The 14,697-nt window shown below is 69.4% G+C and carries 12 protein-coding genes; all 12 read left to right on the forward strand.

Features of this window, described 5'->3' with window-relative positions:
• Positions 1 to 2 precede the first annotated feature (2 nt).
• The 12 genes from JIP62_RS12680 (at position 3) to JIP62_RS12735 (ending at position 14,676) form a co-directional block, all read left to right on the forward strand.
• Complete coding sequence (locus JIP62_RS12680) at positions 3 to 683, forward strand: response regulator transcription factor (RefSeq protein ID WP_201102524.1); 681 nt, start codon at positions 3 to 5, stop codon at positions 681 to 683.
• Positions 680 to 2,125 (forward strand): sensor histidine kinase, encoded by a 1,446-nt coding sequence (locus tag JIP62_RS12685; protein WP_201102525.1) that lies wholly within the window; start codon positions 680 to 682, stop codon positions 2,123 to 2,125. The genes JIP62_RS12680 and JIP62_RS12685 overlap by 4 nt, the downstream gene beginning before the upstream one ends.
• A 172-nt stretch (positions 2,126 to 2,297) precedes the next feature.
• On the forward strand, positions 2,298 to 3,659 hold the full coding sequence (locus JIP62_RS12690; RefSeq protein ID WP_201102526.1) for a hypothetical protein: 1,362 nt from the start codon (positions 2,298 to 2,300) through the stop codon (positions 3,657 to 3,659).
• A 19-nt stretch (positions 3,660 to 3,678) separates the two neighbouring features.
• Positions 3,679 to 4,497 carry a c-type cytochrome biogenesis protein CcmI gene (ccmI, locus tag JIP62_RS12695; protein WP_201102527.1) on the forward strand — a complete coding sequence of 273 codons (819 nt, stop codon included), beginning with the start codon at positions 3,679 to 3,681 and terminating at the stop codon, positions 4,495 to 4,497.
• Positions 4,494 to 4,958: a cytochrome c maturation protein CcmE gene (gene ccmE / locus JIP62_RS12700; RefSeq protein ID WP_201102528.1), complete on the forward strand. Its 465-nt coding sequence runs from the start codon at positions 4,494 to 4,496 to the stop codon at positions 4,956 to 4,958. The genes ccmI and ccmE overlap by 4 nt, the downstream gene beginning before the upstream one ends.
• Positions 4,955 to 6,943 carry a heme lyase CcmF/NrfE family subunit gene (locus JIP62_RS12705; protein ID WP_201102529.1) on the forward strand — a complete coding sequence of 663 codons (1,989 nt, stop codon included), beginning with the start codon at positions 4,955 to 4,957 and terminating at the stop codon, positions 6,941 to 6,943. Before ccmE ends, JIP62_RS12705 begins: the two co-directional genes overlap by 4 nt.
• On the forward strand, positions 6,940 to 7,458 hold the full coding sequence (locus JIP62_RS12710) for a cytochrome c-type biogenesis protein (RefSeq protein ID WP_230974752.1): 519 nt from the start codon (positions 6,940 to 6,942) through the stop codon (positions 7,456 to 7,458). Before JIP62_RS12705 ends, JIP62_RS12710 begins: the two co-directional genes overlap by 4 nt.
• Before the next feature lie 114 nt (positions 7,459 to 7,572).
• Positions 7,573 to 9,129, forward strand: coding sequence for a trypsin-like peptidase domain-containing protein (locus JIP62_RS12715; protein WP_201102530.1), 1,557 nt, complete (start codon positions 7,573 to 7,575; stop codon positions 9,127 to 9,129).
• Positions 9,130 to 9,200: 71 nt separating this feature from the next.
• On the forward strand, positions 9,201 to 9,872 hold the full coding sequence (locus tag JIP62_RS12720) for a response regulator transcription factor (RefSeq protein WP_201102531.1): 672 nt from the start codon (positions 9,201 to 9,203) through the stop codon (positions 9,870 to 9,872).
• Between the two features lie 142 nt (positions 9,873 to 10,014).
• Positions 10,015 to 10,380: an endonuclease domain-containing protein gene (locus tag JIP62_RS12725; RefSeq protein ID WP_230974753.1), complete on the forward strand. Its 366-nt coding sequence runs from the start codon at positions 10,015 to 10,017 to the stop codon at positions 10,378 to 10,380.
• Positions 10,377 to 11,792, forward strand: coding sequence for a sensor histidine kinase (locus JIP62_RS12730; RefSeq protein ID WP_201102533.1), 1,416 nt, complete (start codon positions 10,377 to 10,379; stop codon positions 11,790 to 11,792). The genes JIP62_RS12725 and JIP62_RS12730 overlap by 4 nt, the downstream gene beginning before the upstream one ends.
• Before the next feature lie 13 nt (positions 11,793 to 11,805).
• Positions 11,806 to 14,676 (forward strand): bifunctional [glutamine synthetase] adenylyltransferase/[glutamine synthetase]-adenylyl-L-tyrosine phosphorylase, encoded by a 2,871-nt coding sequence (locus JIP62_RS12735; RefSeq protein WP_201102534.1) that lies wholly within the window; start codon positions 11,806 to 11,808, stop codon positions 14,674 to 14,676.
• Positions 14,677 to 14,697 lie beyond the last annotated feature (21 nt).

The following is a 14,697-nucleotide window of genomic DNA, read 5'->3' on the forward strand; positions in this document are numbered from 1 at the left end:
CCATGCGCGTTCTGCTGGTTGAAGATGACGTCGATCTGTCGCGCCAGTTGAAGGCTGCGCTGTCGGACGCCGGCTATGCCGTCGATCACGCGGCGGACGGTGAGGAGGCCCATTTCCTGGGCGATACCGAACCCTATGACGTGGTGGTGCTGGACCTGGGCCTGCCCAAGATCGACGGCGTTTCGGTGCTGGAGCGCTGGCGCCGGGACGGCAAGACGACGCCGGTGCTGATCCTGACGGCGCGCGGGGCCTGGTCGGACAAGGTGTCGGGTTTCGACGCCGGGGCCGACGACTATCTGACCAAGCCGTTCCATACCGAGGAGCTGCTGGCGCGGCTGCGGGCCCTGCTGCGGCGCTCGGCGGGCATCGCCTCGGCCACGCTGACGTGCGGCGGACTGCGCCTGGATCCGCGAGCGGCGCGGGCCAATGTGAACGGGGAGCCGCTGCGTTTGACGTCGCTGGAATACCGTCTGCTGCACTATCTGATGATGCACCAGGGACGGGTCATCAGCCGGACTGAACTGGTCGAGCATCTGTACGATCAGGATTTCGACCGCGACTCCAACACGATCGAGGTCTTCGTCGGTCGCCTGCGCAAGAAGATCGGGTCTGACCGCATCGAGACGGTCCGGGGCCTGGGCTATCGCCTGACGCCGCTGGCCGGTGAGGCCGAAGCCGCGTGACGACCGCGCCGGTCGAGGCCGAGGAGCCGTCGTCTGGGACCCGCTCACCGCGGTGGTCGCGCTGGCTGGGACGGCCCGGCCGGTCGCTGACGCGGCGTCTGATCTGGCTGGCCTCGGCCTGGATTGTGGTGGCCCTGACCGTGACCGGCATGGTGCTGACGTCGCAGTTCGAGGAATCGGGCCTGCGACGACTGGGCGGGGTGCTCGGGACGACGGTGGACGAGGTTCTGCTGTCGACGCGGTCGGGACCGATGGGCGTCACGACGACCCAGATCCAGGACAGCCGGACCCTGAGGCAGTTGTCGGGGAAATACTGGGCCGTCGCCGAGCTGACGCCCGACGGCCGGTTGGTCATGCTGTCGCGTTCGGTCTCGCTGTGGGACGCCGAAATGCCGACCCCGGTCGAGCTGCCGGACATGCTGGCCGATGCCGGCGGCAAGACCATTTCCTATAATGCGCGCGGCCCGGCGGACGAGCCGCTGAGGGTCGCGGCCTCGGTCAAGACCCTGACCGGGCAGGTCAATCCGATCGTCTTCTTTGCGGCCATCGACCGCTCCACCATCGACGAAGACACCGATGCCTTTGCGCGCGTGACCTGGATCGCCCTGGCCCTGCTGGGCGCGGGACTGGTGGCGGCGGTGTTCACCCAGGTCCAGATCGGCCTGAGGCCCCTGTTCAGCCTGCGCAACGAGATCGCGGCGGTCCGAAAGGGCGAGACGGCGCGGATCGAGCGGGCCTATCCGATCGAGATTCAGCCCCTGGCCGATCAGGTCAATCGCCTCCTGGCCCACAATCAGGAGGTGGTGGAGCGCCAGCGGACCCATGTCGGAAACCTGGCCCATGCCCTGAAGACGCCGTTGTCGGTGATGCTGGCCGAGGCCGGCAGCCTGGAGGGGCAGCTGCCCGATGTCGTGCGCCGCCAGAGCGAGATCATGAAGGGGCAGGTCGATCACCACCTGCGCCGGGCCCGCGCCGCCGCCCGGGCTCAGGGCCTGGGTGAACGCACCCCCCTGGGCGAGGTGCTGGACGAGCTGGCCGTGATGCTGGAGCGGGTGTTCGAGACCAAGGGGGTCGAGATCGACTGGCGTGCCCCCGACGCCCTGGGCTTCCGCGGCGAGCGCCAGGACCTGCAGGAGATCCTGGGCAATCTGATGGAGAACGCCTGCAAATGGTCCGGGCGGCGGGTGCGTGTCTCGGCCGGTCCGACGGGCCTGGGTCAGATGGTGGTGGTGGTCGAGGACGACGGGCCAGGCCTGCCGGCTGATCGCTATGAGGAAGTGCTGAAGCGCGGGGCGCGGCTGGACGAGAATGCGCCGGGATCGGGCCTGGGTCTTTCGATCGTCGATGACCTGGTCAAGGCCTATGGCGGGCGTGTGACCCTGGCCCGCAGCGACATGGGCGGATTGAAGGTGCTGCTGGAACTGCCGGCCGCCGAGATTTAGATTCGAAAAGACCTTCGCTCCGTCTCCGTCATTCCGGGGCTTGGCCTAGCCAAGAACCCGGAATGACGATCTTCAAGGGGCCAGATCATCGTCGATGGGGGCGGCAATACGGCGTTAACCCAAGCTGTGCAGGCTGGATCGACCGGCCCCAGAAAGGCTGCGGGAGTTTCGCATGGCCGAACTTTCGGTCGCACACCGCGCAATGATGGACCCGCTGATCGCGGCCTGTTCCGACGATCAGCTGGTCAAGCTGGCCGACGCCGTGGGGGCGATGGCGGGGGACCGTGCCCGACTGGTTTCGCAGACCCTGTCCGCTGCCGTCGCCGACAGGGCGCGGCGCGATACGGCCCTGTGGCCCCTCATGCCCCTGTTCATGCCGCGCCAGGACGGTCTCGAAGGGGTGACATTCCCGCGCGAGGTGTTGAACCGCCTGTGGCGTCAGGCCTCGGCCGCTGAACCGGAGCTTCTGCCGCAGCTGGACGAAGATGGTGACGATGCCGTCGCCGTGGCCGATCGCCTGTGCCGGGCCGCCGCTGGCGCCGTCCGCGACAGGCCCGAGGCCGTCTGGCCCCAGGCACTGGCTCCGCAGCAGCGCGAAAACGGGCTGGAGCAACTGGCGGTCTGTCTGGATTTGGCGCCCCTGGCGCGGCGGGCCTTGCCGCAGCTGCCGGCCTGGGTCGGCAGGGCGGACGGCGATCAGCTGGCGGACCTGCGATTGCTCGTCACCGACAGTGCCGGCATCGCGGTGGACGGCGCCTGCCGGATGATGGAGATCCTGTTTGCCCATCTGGGCGATGCGGCCCTGATCCTGCGGGTGGTGACGCACAGCTCCAACGCCGCCTCCCGCGAGAGCTTTCTGGGGGTGTCGGAGATGGCGATCTTCGTCAACCGACTGATCGGAGGCATCCAGGATCGGGTGCGTCAGGTCGAAGCCTATAAGCCCAAGGACGGTGCGGAGGGGACGGAGCGGCTGCTGCGGGACATCGCCTGGAGCGCGGCGACGATCGGCGAGATCGATGTCACCCTGACGCCCCAGCCGGACGGCCCGTGGGGCAAGGCGCTGCGCGACGCGCGGGTCAAGGTGGCGACCCGGATGACGGCCCTGATGATGTCTGCGGACAAGCTGATGGACACGGCCCTGCCGCTGACGCGGACGCAGCTGGCCGGTCGGATGACGCGGGCCGCGCCACGGCTGGACGCGGACCCGGCCAGCCCCGCCCTGGCCGATCTGGCGACCATACTGACCCTGATCGGGCGGCTGCGGGGATCGGCGGCCGTGTTCGGCTGCGAATCGGATCGCAGGAAGCTGTCGGAGCGACTGACCGAACGGCTGTCGACCTATGCCGACGAGGCGCTGGACCTGGTCAATGCGGGCGAAGTCGAGGACGAGAACCGGGCCCTGGCCCTGATCGAATGCGTGGCCGATCTGCTGGGTCGGCTGGACGCAACGGATGCGGCGCGCACCGTGCGGCGTCGAGCCGCAGTGGCCGGTGCGCCCACTACGACGGACGGCCCCTCGCCCCAGGCGGCCTGATCCTGTAGAGCCCGCCGTCATGACGGTATTCTGGATACTGACCGGTTTGGCGACAGCCCTGGCGGGGCTGCTGGTCCTGACCGGTGCGCGGCGCGGTGCGTCGGCCGAGCCCCCGGCAGAAGCGGGCGCGGTCGAGCTGGCTGAGCTGGATCGACTGCTGGCGCGCGGCCTGCTGGACGCGGAGGCGCACGCGCTTGCACGGGCCGAGGCCGGGCGGCGTCTGCTCGCAGCCGGGCCGGAAGCGGCCGCACCCGTTACGGGGGCGCATGATCGGCAGTGGGTGCTGGCGGGGGTCGGACTGACGGCCGCGGCCGCCCTGGGCCTGTATCTGGGAACCGGGAGCCTGGGACTGCCGGACCAGCCCTATCAGAAGCGGGTCGCCGAATGGGCGGCAGGGCCGCTGGAAACGCTGGAGCCTGCGCAACTGGCTGCTGTGGTGGAGCAGAGGGTCAAGGCCGCGCCCGGTGACCGCACTGCCCTGACCTTCCTGGGCGTGGCGCGGTTTGAGGCAGGCGATCCGATCGGGGCCGCCTCGGCGTTCCGCCGGGCTCTGGCCATCGATCCGAACGACGCACAGAGCTGGGCCCGGTTGGGCGAAAGCCTGGTGCGGGCCAATGACGGCGTCGTGGGCACCGATGCGGAAGCGGCCTTCCGCGAGGCGATCAACCGTGATCCCGACCAGCTGGGCGCGCGCTATTTCCTGGGAGAGGCGGCGCTGGCGCGCGGTGACGGGGCGACGGTGCGGGCCATGTGGGGACCGCTGATCGCCGTCCTGGACCCGCGTGATCCCCGCCGGGCCGACCTGATTGCCCGCCTGCCACCGGAGACCGCGCCATGAGCTGGCTGCCCCGATCACCCAAGGCCCGGCGGCGACTATGGGTCGTGGCGGCGGTCGCCCCGATCCTGGCCCTGGCCGTCGGCCTGGCCCTGTGGGCCATGCAGGACGGCGTGACCTATTTTGTTTCCCCGTCCGAGGCGAATGCCGAAACCGCGCCGGTCGGACGCGACATGCGTCTGGGCGGACTGGTCGAGGCGGGCAGCGTGCGCCACGACGCCGAGGGTCAGGTGTGGTTCCGCGTGACCGACAATGCCGCCTCCACCCAGGTGGTGTTCCGGGGCGACCTGCCGGACCTGTTCCGCGAAGGGCAGGGCATCGTGGCCCAAGGCACCTTCCAGCCGGACCGCAGCTTCCGCGCCGATCAGGTCCTGGCCAAGCATGACGAGACCTATATGCCGCGCGAAGTCGCCGACCGGCTGAAGGAACGCGGCGAGTGGCGGCCAGAGGGGGCGCAGCCTTGACCGCCGAACTGGGGGCGTTTGCTTTGGCCCTGGCGCTGGCCCTGTCAACGCTGTCGACGGCCTTCTGTGGCCTGGGGCGGTGGCGCAACAGCCCGGTCCTGGCCGGAGCGGGCGAAGGCGCCATGATCGCGGCGGCGGCGGCGGTCGCCCTGGCGTTCGGGGCGCTGATCCTAGCCTTCGTCACCTCGGACTTCTCGGTCGCCAATGTCGCGGGCAACAGCCACACCGACAAGCCGATGCTGTACAAGGTGGCCGGGGCCTGGGGCAGCCATGAGGGGTCGCTGGTCCTGTGGTGCCTGGTCATGACCGGCTTTGGCGCCGTGCTGGCGCGGGCCCCGGCGGGCGGCAGCGGTTTGCCGTTCGGGCTGAAGGCTTCGGCCCTTGGGGCCCAGGCCCTGCTGTCCACCCTGTTCCTGGCCTTTGCCGTCTTTACCTCCAGCCCGTTCGAGCGGCTGGACCCGGCCCCGTTCCAGGGCGCGTCGCTGAACCCGCTGCTGCAGGACCCGGCCCTGGCCTTCCATCCGCCCCTGCTCTACGGCGGCTATGTCGGGTTTTCGGTCTGTTTCTCGCTGGCCGTGGCCGCCCTGATCGAAGGGCGGATCGACGCGGCCTGGGGGCGTTGGGTGCGGCCCTGGGCCCTGGCCAGCTGGGCTCTGCTGACCGTGGGCATCACCCTGGGGTCGTTCTGGGCCTATTACGAACTGGGTTGGGGAGGCTGGTGGTTCTGGGACCCGGTCGAGAATGCCAGCTTCATGCCCTGGCTGGCCGGGGCGGCCCTGTTGCACAGCGCGGTGGTGACCGAGCGGCGAGGGGCCCTGGCCGGCTGGACGGTGTTCCTGGCGCTGCTGGCCTTCACCTTTTCCATGCTGGGGGCCTTCCTGGTGCGGTCAGGGGTCCTGACCAGCGTGCACGCCTTTGCCGTGGACCCGGAGCGGGGGCTGATGCTGCTGGCCATTCTGGGCGTGACGGCGGGCGCGGCCTTTGCCCTGTTCGCCTGGCGTGTGCCGCGGCTGAAGGGCGGGGGTCTGTTCGCACCGGTCAGCCGGGAAGGGGCGCTGGTCCTGAACAACCTGTTCCTGACGGCGGCGGCGGCGACGGTGCTGCTGGGGACCCTCTATCCGTTGATCCTGGAAGCGGTGACCGGCCAGACCATCTCGGTCGGCCCGCCCTATTTCGCCCTGACCTTCACGCCGCTGATGGTGCTGGCCTTTCTGATCCTGCCGGCCGGTCCGCTGCTGGCCTGGAAGCGCGGCGATCTGAAGGGGGTGGGCCAGCGTCTGGCCGTCGCGGGCGGCCTGACCCTGGTCGCGGCCCTGGCCGGGTGGATGGCCTTCGAGCCGAAGAAGGCGCTGGCGGCGGCCGGTCTGGGCGTCGGGGCGTGGCTGATTCTGGGGGCTCTGGCCGAGACGGCGGAGCGGGTCCGGCTGTTCCGGGCCCCCCTGGGCGAGGTCGGCCGCCGGGCGCGCGGCCTGCCTCTGGCCGCCTGGGGTATGACCCTGGCCCATGCGGGCCTGGGGGTCTTCGTCCTGGGGGCGGTGGCTGAGACGGCCTTCAAGATCGAGTCGGTGGCAGTCCTGCCCGTCGGCGGGACGGTGGCCAGCGGCCCCTTCACCGTGACGCTGAACGCCGTGGAGGTGGTCGAAGGACCGAACTATCTGGCGGAGCAGGGGCGGTTGACGATCGCCCCGACGCAGGGCGGCACGGCGCGCGACATCACGGCCGAGCGGCGGTTCTTCCCGGCCGGGGGTCAGACGACGACGGAGGTCGGGCTGGATTTCCGGGGTCTGGACGACGTCTATGTGGTCATGGGCGAGCGCCGCAGGGCCCCGGACGGAGCCCCGGCTTGGAGCGTGCGCGTGCACTGGAACCCCTGGGCGCGGCTGATCTTTCTGGGGCCGATCATCATGACGCTGGGCGGCCTGCTGTCGCTGATGGACCGGCGGCTGCGGGTGGGCGTCGGGATGCGGCGGGCGAGGGCACAATGACGGTTCTTCGGAGCCACCTGATCGCCGGCGCCATGGTGTCGGTCCTGTGCCTGTCCAGCCCGGCCCTGGCGCAGGAGCCGACGCCTGCCCCCGACCAGCCCCTGGCGTCGGCGGCGCAGGAAGCGCGCGCGCAGGCCCTGTTCGACGAGCTGCGCTGCGTCGTCTGCCAGCATGAGGCGATTGCGGATTCACCGGCGGGTGTGGCCTCGGACATGCGGCGACTGGTCCGCGAGGAAATCGCGGCGGGGCGCACCGATGCCCAGATCCGCCAGGGGATGGTCGATCGATACGGCGACTATGTGCTGTTCACGCCACCGATGCGGGTGGGGACCTGGCTGTTGTGGTTCGGGCCGCTGGCGCTGGTGCTGGCGGTCGGAAGCGGGCTGTGGCTGGCCTCGCGCCGACGTCGTGAAGAGCCCCAGCCGCTGACCGCCGACGAGGAGGCGCGGCTGGCCGCCCTGACCGGCACCCCCGGCGACGGCCCCGATATGGACGCAGGGGCGCCCCATCCCTGACGCGGGAACGCTGAAGCTTGTCGGAGCTATGATTGGCCTCCTGGCCGATCACCCTATATCTGAAGGCGAAACCGCTCCGGGTCTGCCGGAGCCCATGGATAGTCCGGGACCACGATGCTGAAGCGCAAGGAGTTCATTCTGGGGGCGGCTGCCGGTCTGGGCGTCGCGGCCGTCGCGACGCTGGGCGGCGTGATCCAGTGGCCGGGCGCGCGGGCCGAGCCCGGGGCCGTCAGTGGCCGCCTGACGCCCAGCGCCGGTGCGCCGGGCCTGGCCTTTGCCCCGCCGGTGGGTGCCCCGCTCAGCTTTGCCGACATCTTTCAGCAGGTCGCGCCAGCCGTGGTGCAGATCGACGTCAAGACCCGCGTGCAGCGCGGGCAGGGCGGCTTTTCCATTCCCGGCCTGCCGTTCGACTTTGGCGTCCCGCCCGGAGCGACGCCGCCGGTTCCCGAAGGCACCGAGCCGGGCGAGGGCGAGACGGCCATCGGCGCGGGATCCGGCTTTCTGATCTCGGCCGACGGCTACATCGTCACCAACAACCATGTGGTCGAGAATGCCGAGGAGATCACCGTCCGGCTGGCCGACCAGCGCGAGCTGAAGGCCCGTCTGGTGGGCCGCGACGAGGACACCGACCTGGCCGTGATCAAGATCGACGGGGGCGACTTCCCCTTCGTGACGTTCGAGGAACAGGCCGAACCACGCGTCGGCGACTGGGTCATCGCGGTGGGCAATCCGTTCGGCCTGGGCGGATCGGCCACGACGGGGATCGTGTCGGCCAAAGCGCGCGACATCAACGACCCCAACAGCCCCTATACCGACTATCTGCAGATCGACGCGGCCATCAACCGGGGCAACTCGGGCGGGCCGACCTTTGACGTCTATGGGCGGGTGATCGGGGTCAATACGGCCATCTATTCTCCGACCGGCGGATCGGTCGGCATCGGCTTTGCCATCCCGGCCGCCGTGGCCAAGCCGATCACGGACCGGCTGATGCGGGGCGAGTCGATCCAGCGCGGCTATCTGGGGGTCAGCATCGGTACGCCGGATGCGGAACAGCTGGATGCCCTGGGCCTGCCGGCCACGACCAAGGGGGCGGTCGTCAGCGACGTGACGCCGGGCGGTCCCGCCGCCGCGGCGGGCCTGCAGTTCGCCGATGTCGTGGTCACCATGAACGGCCGCGCCGTGACCGATTCCACTGACCTGACCCGCCGGGTCAGCGCGGTGCAGCCGGGCCAGCGGTTCGAGCTGGAAATCCTGCGCGATGGTCGCCGCAGCACCGTCACGGTGCGATCGGGTGTTCGCCCGGCCCGCGCGGCCCTGAACGCGACGCGCAACGCCCTGCCGGCCAATCCCGATGCGCCGGGCGGCACGGTGGCCGGACAGGCCGTGGCCGGTCTGAGCGTGGCCCCGATCAGCGCGCCCCTGCGCCAGCGCTACGGCATCCCCGATGGCGTGAACGGCTTGGTCGTCACCGGTATCCTGCCGGGCGGGGATCGGCGGCTGGAGCCCGGCTTTGTGATCCAGCGCGTGGGCAGTCGCCGGGTCGCGGCGGTGGCCGATCTGACCGGGGCCGTCGGGGCCGCCCGCCAGGCGCGCCGCGAGGGTCTGTTCATCCAGCTGTGGGTGCCGGGCGAAGGGGCCCTGCCCGTCGTGCTGGCGCTGCCGGAATCCTGACGCCGAATCAATGATCCGAACGCCGCCGATCGGTTATGGTGGTGCGTCGAATCTGAGCGAGGGGCTGATCCATGCGTATTCTGGTGGTCGAAGACGACGCCGAGGCCGCGACCGCCATGGTCCGGGGCCTGAGTGAAGGCGGGCACGACGTTGTCCATGCGGTGGATGGTGCCTTCGGCCTGCTGGAGGCGCAGAAGGGCGGCTATGACGTCTATGTCGTGGACCGGATGATGCCCCGCCTGGACGGCATCGGCATGGTCGAGACCCTGCGCAAGGACGGCGACCAGACGCCGGTCCTGTTCCTGTCGGCCCTGGGCGAGGTCGAAGACCGGGTTGTAGGTCTGAAGGCCGGCGGCGACGACTATCTGGTCAAGCCCTATGCCTTTGCGGAACTGATCGCGCGGGTCGAGGCCCTGTCGCGCCGGCGCGAGACCGGCGGGGTGCAGACGGTGCTGAAGGTCGGCGACCTGGAAATGAACCTGATCGCCCGCACGGTGCATCGCGGAACGACCGAAATCGACCTGCAGCCGCGCGAATTCCAGCTGCTGGAGTTTCTGATGCGCCATGCGGGGCAGTCGGTGACCCGGACCATGCTGCTGGAGAAGGTCTGGGAATATCATTTCGACCCTCAGACCAATGTGATCGACGTCCACATCAGCCGGTTGAGGTCCAAGATCGACAAGGGCTTCGACCGCGCCATGCTGCAGACCGTGCGCGGGGCGGGGTATCGTCTGGAAGCCTGACGCAGGGGGTCGCTTTTCCCTCCCCCGGAGGGGAGGGGGCAATACGCAATCTCCCTTCCCTTTATGGGGAGGGACGCTTCGCCTTCAGGCGAAGCCGGGTGGGGAAGTTCAGCCCATGAAACCGACGACCAGGGCGAGGGAGATGCGCAAGGCACTGACCCCTCCTGAAGCGCGATTGTGGGTCGGACTGAAGGGGCTGAGGCGTGACGGCTACCATTTTCGCAAGCAAGCGCCGGTCAGAGGCTATTTCCTGGATTTCGTCTGCTTTGAGTATCGATTGATCCTGGAAGTTGACGGCGCCTCCCATCGAACGGAGCAGCAGGCTGAACACGATCGAATTCGCGACGCGGTCTTCGCACGCGAGGGATTCCGAACGCTGCGCTTTGAGAATGCCGCCATACGGGACAATCTGCACGCCGTGCTGACCTATATCAGAGACGTCCTGGAGACTTCCCCACCCGGACCGCTGACGCGGTCGTCCCTCCCCATGAAGGGGAGGGAGAGTTGAGGCTTCCCACGCTTTTTCGGCGGACGCCGTTTCGGGTGACGCTGCTTTTTCTGGCGCTGTTCGCGGCGACGGCCAGTGCGGTGCTGGCCTATGTCTATGTGGCCTCGGCGTCGGAGGCGCAGGCGAGGGCGCGGAGCCAGGTTAGGGCCGAGGCGGACAGTCTGATGGCCGTCTATCGGGCGCGCGGCTTTGAGGGGTTGAACGTGGCGCTGATCGAGCGGATCAGCCGGGGCGGGCCCAGCCTCTACGTCCTGACCGACGCCAACGGGGGTTTTGTCAGCCGCAATCTGGATCAGTCGCCCATTTCGCCCTCACCAGGGGCGACCGAGGGCCAGTGGGACACGTTTCGACTGACCGAAACGGACGATCAAGGCCGGGTCGAGCGACCGCAGGGGATCGGCGTTGACTATGAGCTGGCCGGTGGTGAGCGGCTGTTCGTCGGCCAGTCGATGGGCGACACCGAACGGTATCTGGACCGTCTGACCCAGGCGCTGTGGGGGGCGATGGCCATGGTGCTGCTGCTGGGCCTCAGCGGCGGACTGATCATCAGCCGCAATGTCGAACGCTCCATGGGCCGGTTGAACAAGGTCGTCCTCGCGGTCCAGGAAGGCGACCTGCGGGCGCGCGCCGATGTCCGCTCGACCGGCGACGAATTGGACGAGCTGGGCCAGGGGCTGAACACGATGCTGGATCGGCTGGAAACCTCCATGGCCTCGATCCGTCACGCGGGCGATGCCATCGCCCACGACCTGCGATCGCCGCTGACGCGGATGCGCGCCAAGCTGGAGGTGGCCCTGATCGATGCCGAGGCCGGAAAGGTGTCGGGGGTCGATGCCCTGGGGGTGGCTTTGGACGAGGCCGACGCCCTGCTCAAAACCTTCAACACCGTGCTGGCTATTGCCCGATTGCAGGCGGCGGCGGGGCGTACGCCGGACCCCGCCCTGTTCGATGCTGCGGACCTGGCCGAGGACATGGCCGAACTGTACGAGCCCGCGGCCGAGGACAAGGGGCTGGAGTTTTCCGCCGAGATCGAGCGCGGGCTGATGGTGGAGGCCAATCAGCCCTTCTTGGCCCAGGCCCTGGCCAATGTGATCGACAATGCCATCAAATACACGCCGCCCAGCGGGGCGGTGAAGCTGCGGGCGCGGAGGCGGTCCTCGGGCGAGATCGAGTTCTCGGTCACCGACACCGGCCCCGGCGTGCCCGAGGCAGACCGCGAGCGCGTGATCCAGCGGTTCGTGCGCCTGGACAACAGCCGGACCGAGGCGGGATCGGGCTTGGGCCTGTCGCTGGTCGCGGCGGTGATCGAGGCACACGGTGGGCGCATCACCCTGGACGAGGGGCCGGGCGTCTATGATGGTTCCGGGCCCGGCCTGAGGGTCGCGCTGATCCTGCCGCCGGCCTCGGCATGAGGCGGCAACCCTCATGACGGTCTTTCGCCCCTGTGGTCCGGTCTTTGATCCCGGCGCGGCAGAACGTGCCCGCGAACCCCTGGCGGAAGCCGCCGGTGCGGAAGGCTGGCAACCGACGCTGGATGCCGCCTGGCCCCAACTGGCCCCGGTGTTCGGCGCGTCGCCCTATCTGGCGGGTCTGGCGCGGCGACGGCCGCAATCCCTGCACCTGATCCTGGAGACCCGGCCCGATCAGCGGCTGGCGGACCTGCTGGCCGAGACCGGAGCCCTGACGGGGGGGGCGGATGAGGTTCGGGTGCCGCTGCGGCGCCTGAAGGCGGACCTGCATCTGCTGACGGCCCTGGCCGATCTGGGCGGGGTCTGGGACCTGGACGCCGTGACAGGGGCCCTGTCACGCTTCGCCGATGCGGCTGCCCAGTGCGCCCTGCGAGCGGTGGCCCATGACCAGAGGGAGCGCGGACGACTGCTGTCGGCGCCCGATGCGGACAATCCCGTGCCCGGCCTGTTCGGTCTGGCCATGGGCAAGCACGGGGCGTTCGAGCTGAATTATTCCAGCGATATCGACCTGTCGCTGTTCTATGACCCCGACGCGGTCGCCGCGGTCCTGCCTGAAGGGACAGAGGTGCAGCGGTTCGTCGACCGGATGGCGCAGGCCATGGCGACCCTGCTTCAGGAGCGGACGGCGGACGGATATGTGTTCCGTGTCGATCTGAGGCTGCGGCCCGATCCGTCATCGACCCCGCCGGTCATCGCCACCCAGCGGGCCCTGGCCTATTACGAATCCGTCGGCCAGAACTGGGAGCGGGCCGCCTTCATCAAGGCGCGGCCGGTGATCGGCGACATGGCCGAGGCCAAGGCCTTCCTGAAGGCTCTGGTGCCCTTCGTCTGGCGGCGCAGCCTGGATTATCAGGCCATCCTCGACATCCAGTCGATCAAGCGACAGATCCATGTCCACAAGACCGGCGACGGGCTGGAAGCCGCCGGGGCCAATGTGAAGCTGGGCCGCGGCGGGATCCGCGAGATCGAATTCTATACCCAGACCCAGCAGCTGATCCTGGGCGGGCGCGACCGGACCTTGCGCAGCCCTCGGACCCTGGACGCCCTGGCCGCCCTGGCGGCGGCCGGTCATGTGCCGCAAGCCGTGGCGGCGGAACTGAGCGCTGCCTATGGCCGTCTGCGCGGGCTGGAGCACCGCATCCAGATGCTGGATGACGAACAGACCCATGTCCTGCCCGTCGATCCGGTGCGGCGCGGCATGGTGGCGGCGCTGGCAGGCGAAGGGGATCTGGCTGGATTCGACGCCTCGGTCGAAGCGCTGCTGACGGGTGTGAACCATCGCTATGGAGAGCTGTTCGAGGGCGAGGAGACCCTGGCCTCTCCCTATGGCAGCCTGGTCTTCACGGGGGTGGAGAACGACCCCGAGACCCTGCTGACCCTGAGCCGGATGGGGTTTAGCGATCCGGCCAATGTCGCCGATACCATCCGCAGTTGGCATCATGGGCGCATCCCGGCGACGCGATCGGAACGCGGGCGAGAGCTGTTCACCCGGTTGGCCCCCCGGCTGCTGACGGCGGTTGCCGAGACCGGGACGCCGGATGCCGCCTTCCGTCGGTTTGCGGTGTTCTTTTCGGCCCTGTCCGCCGGGGTTCAGGTCCAGGCTCTGTTTCTGAATCAGCCGGCGTTGTTCGCCATGGTTCTGGGGGTCCTGGCCTATGCGCCGCGTCTGGCCCGGACCCTGGGCCGCTATCCGGCAGCGCTGGACAGTATGCTGGACTCCCGGTTCCAGACACCGCTGGGGGCCAACACCGGCCTGTTCGACCAGATGGCCGAGGAGGCGCGTACGGCACCCGATTTCGAGGCGGCGATGAATGCGGTCCGGCGACTGCACCGCGATCAGATGTTCCGCATCGGCATCCAGACCCTGACCGGGCGGATCGAACCGGACGAGGCGGGCCGGGCGCATACAGCCCTGGCCGATGCCGTGATCGCGGCCCTGGCTCCGGTGGCGACAGCCGAAGCGGTGCGTCAGGGCGGCACCCTGCACGGCGGTAGTCTCGCCGTGGTCGCCTTGGGCAAGGCGGGCTCTCGCGAGATGACGGCGGCGTCGGATCTGGACCTGATGACCGTCTATGAAGCGCCGCCGGAAGCGGCAACGGACGCCAAGGGGTGGGCCGCCGGTGTGTTCTATTCGCGGCTGACCCAGCGGCTGATCGCGGCCCTGTCGGCCCATACGGCAGAGGGCCGGCTTTATGAGGTCGACATGCGGCTGCGCCCCGGCGCGTCCAAGGGGCCGGTGTCCCTGCGGCTGTCCGCCGTGGCCGAATACTATGCCCAGGAGGCCGATACCTGGGAGTTCATGGCTCTGACCCGCGCGCGGGTGGTGTGGAGCGACGATCCGGAATTTGCCGCCCGGACGACGGCGACGCTGGAGGCGATCCTGCGACGGCCCCGGCCTGGGATCGACGTGGCAGCGGATGCGCGGCGGATGCGCGATCTGATGGCGCGCGAGCGTCCGGGCCAGGGGCCGTGGGATCTGAAGCTGGCCCCCGGCGGTCAGGTGGATGCCGAGTTCGTGGCCCAGGTGCGTCAGCTGGCTTCGGCGGCGCAGGGCGGGCCGCTGACGGTGTCCACCCTGGCGGCGCTGAAGGACGATCCGGCGTTGGCCGAGGCCTGGCGGTTGCAGCAGGCGTTGAACCAAGTGCTTGGGGCGGCCTTTGACGAAAAGCCCGACCCGCAGGGCGAGCCTGAGGGGTTGCGCGCGCTGCTGGCCACGGCGGGCGGCTGCAAGACCTTCGGCCAGTTGGAGAAGCGGCTCGCCTCGGTGCGCAAGCGGGCCCGGGCGGCGTTCGAACGGGTGCTGAAACCGGTCCGCGACGGACTCTGACCCGGTTCGCGTTTGATCTTC

It is taken from the genome of Brevundimonas vitisensis (assembly GCF_016656965.1).
In the GTDB taxonomy this organism is placed as follows: Bacteria; Pseudomonadota; Alphaproteobacteria; order Caulobacterales; family Caulobacteraceae; genus Brevundimonas; species Brevundimonas vitisensis.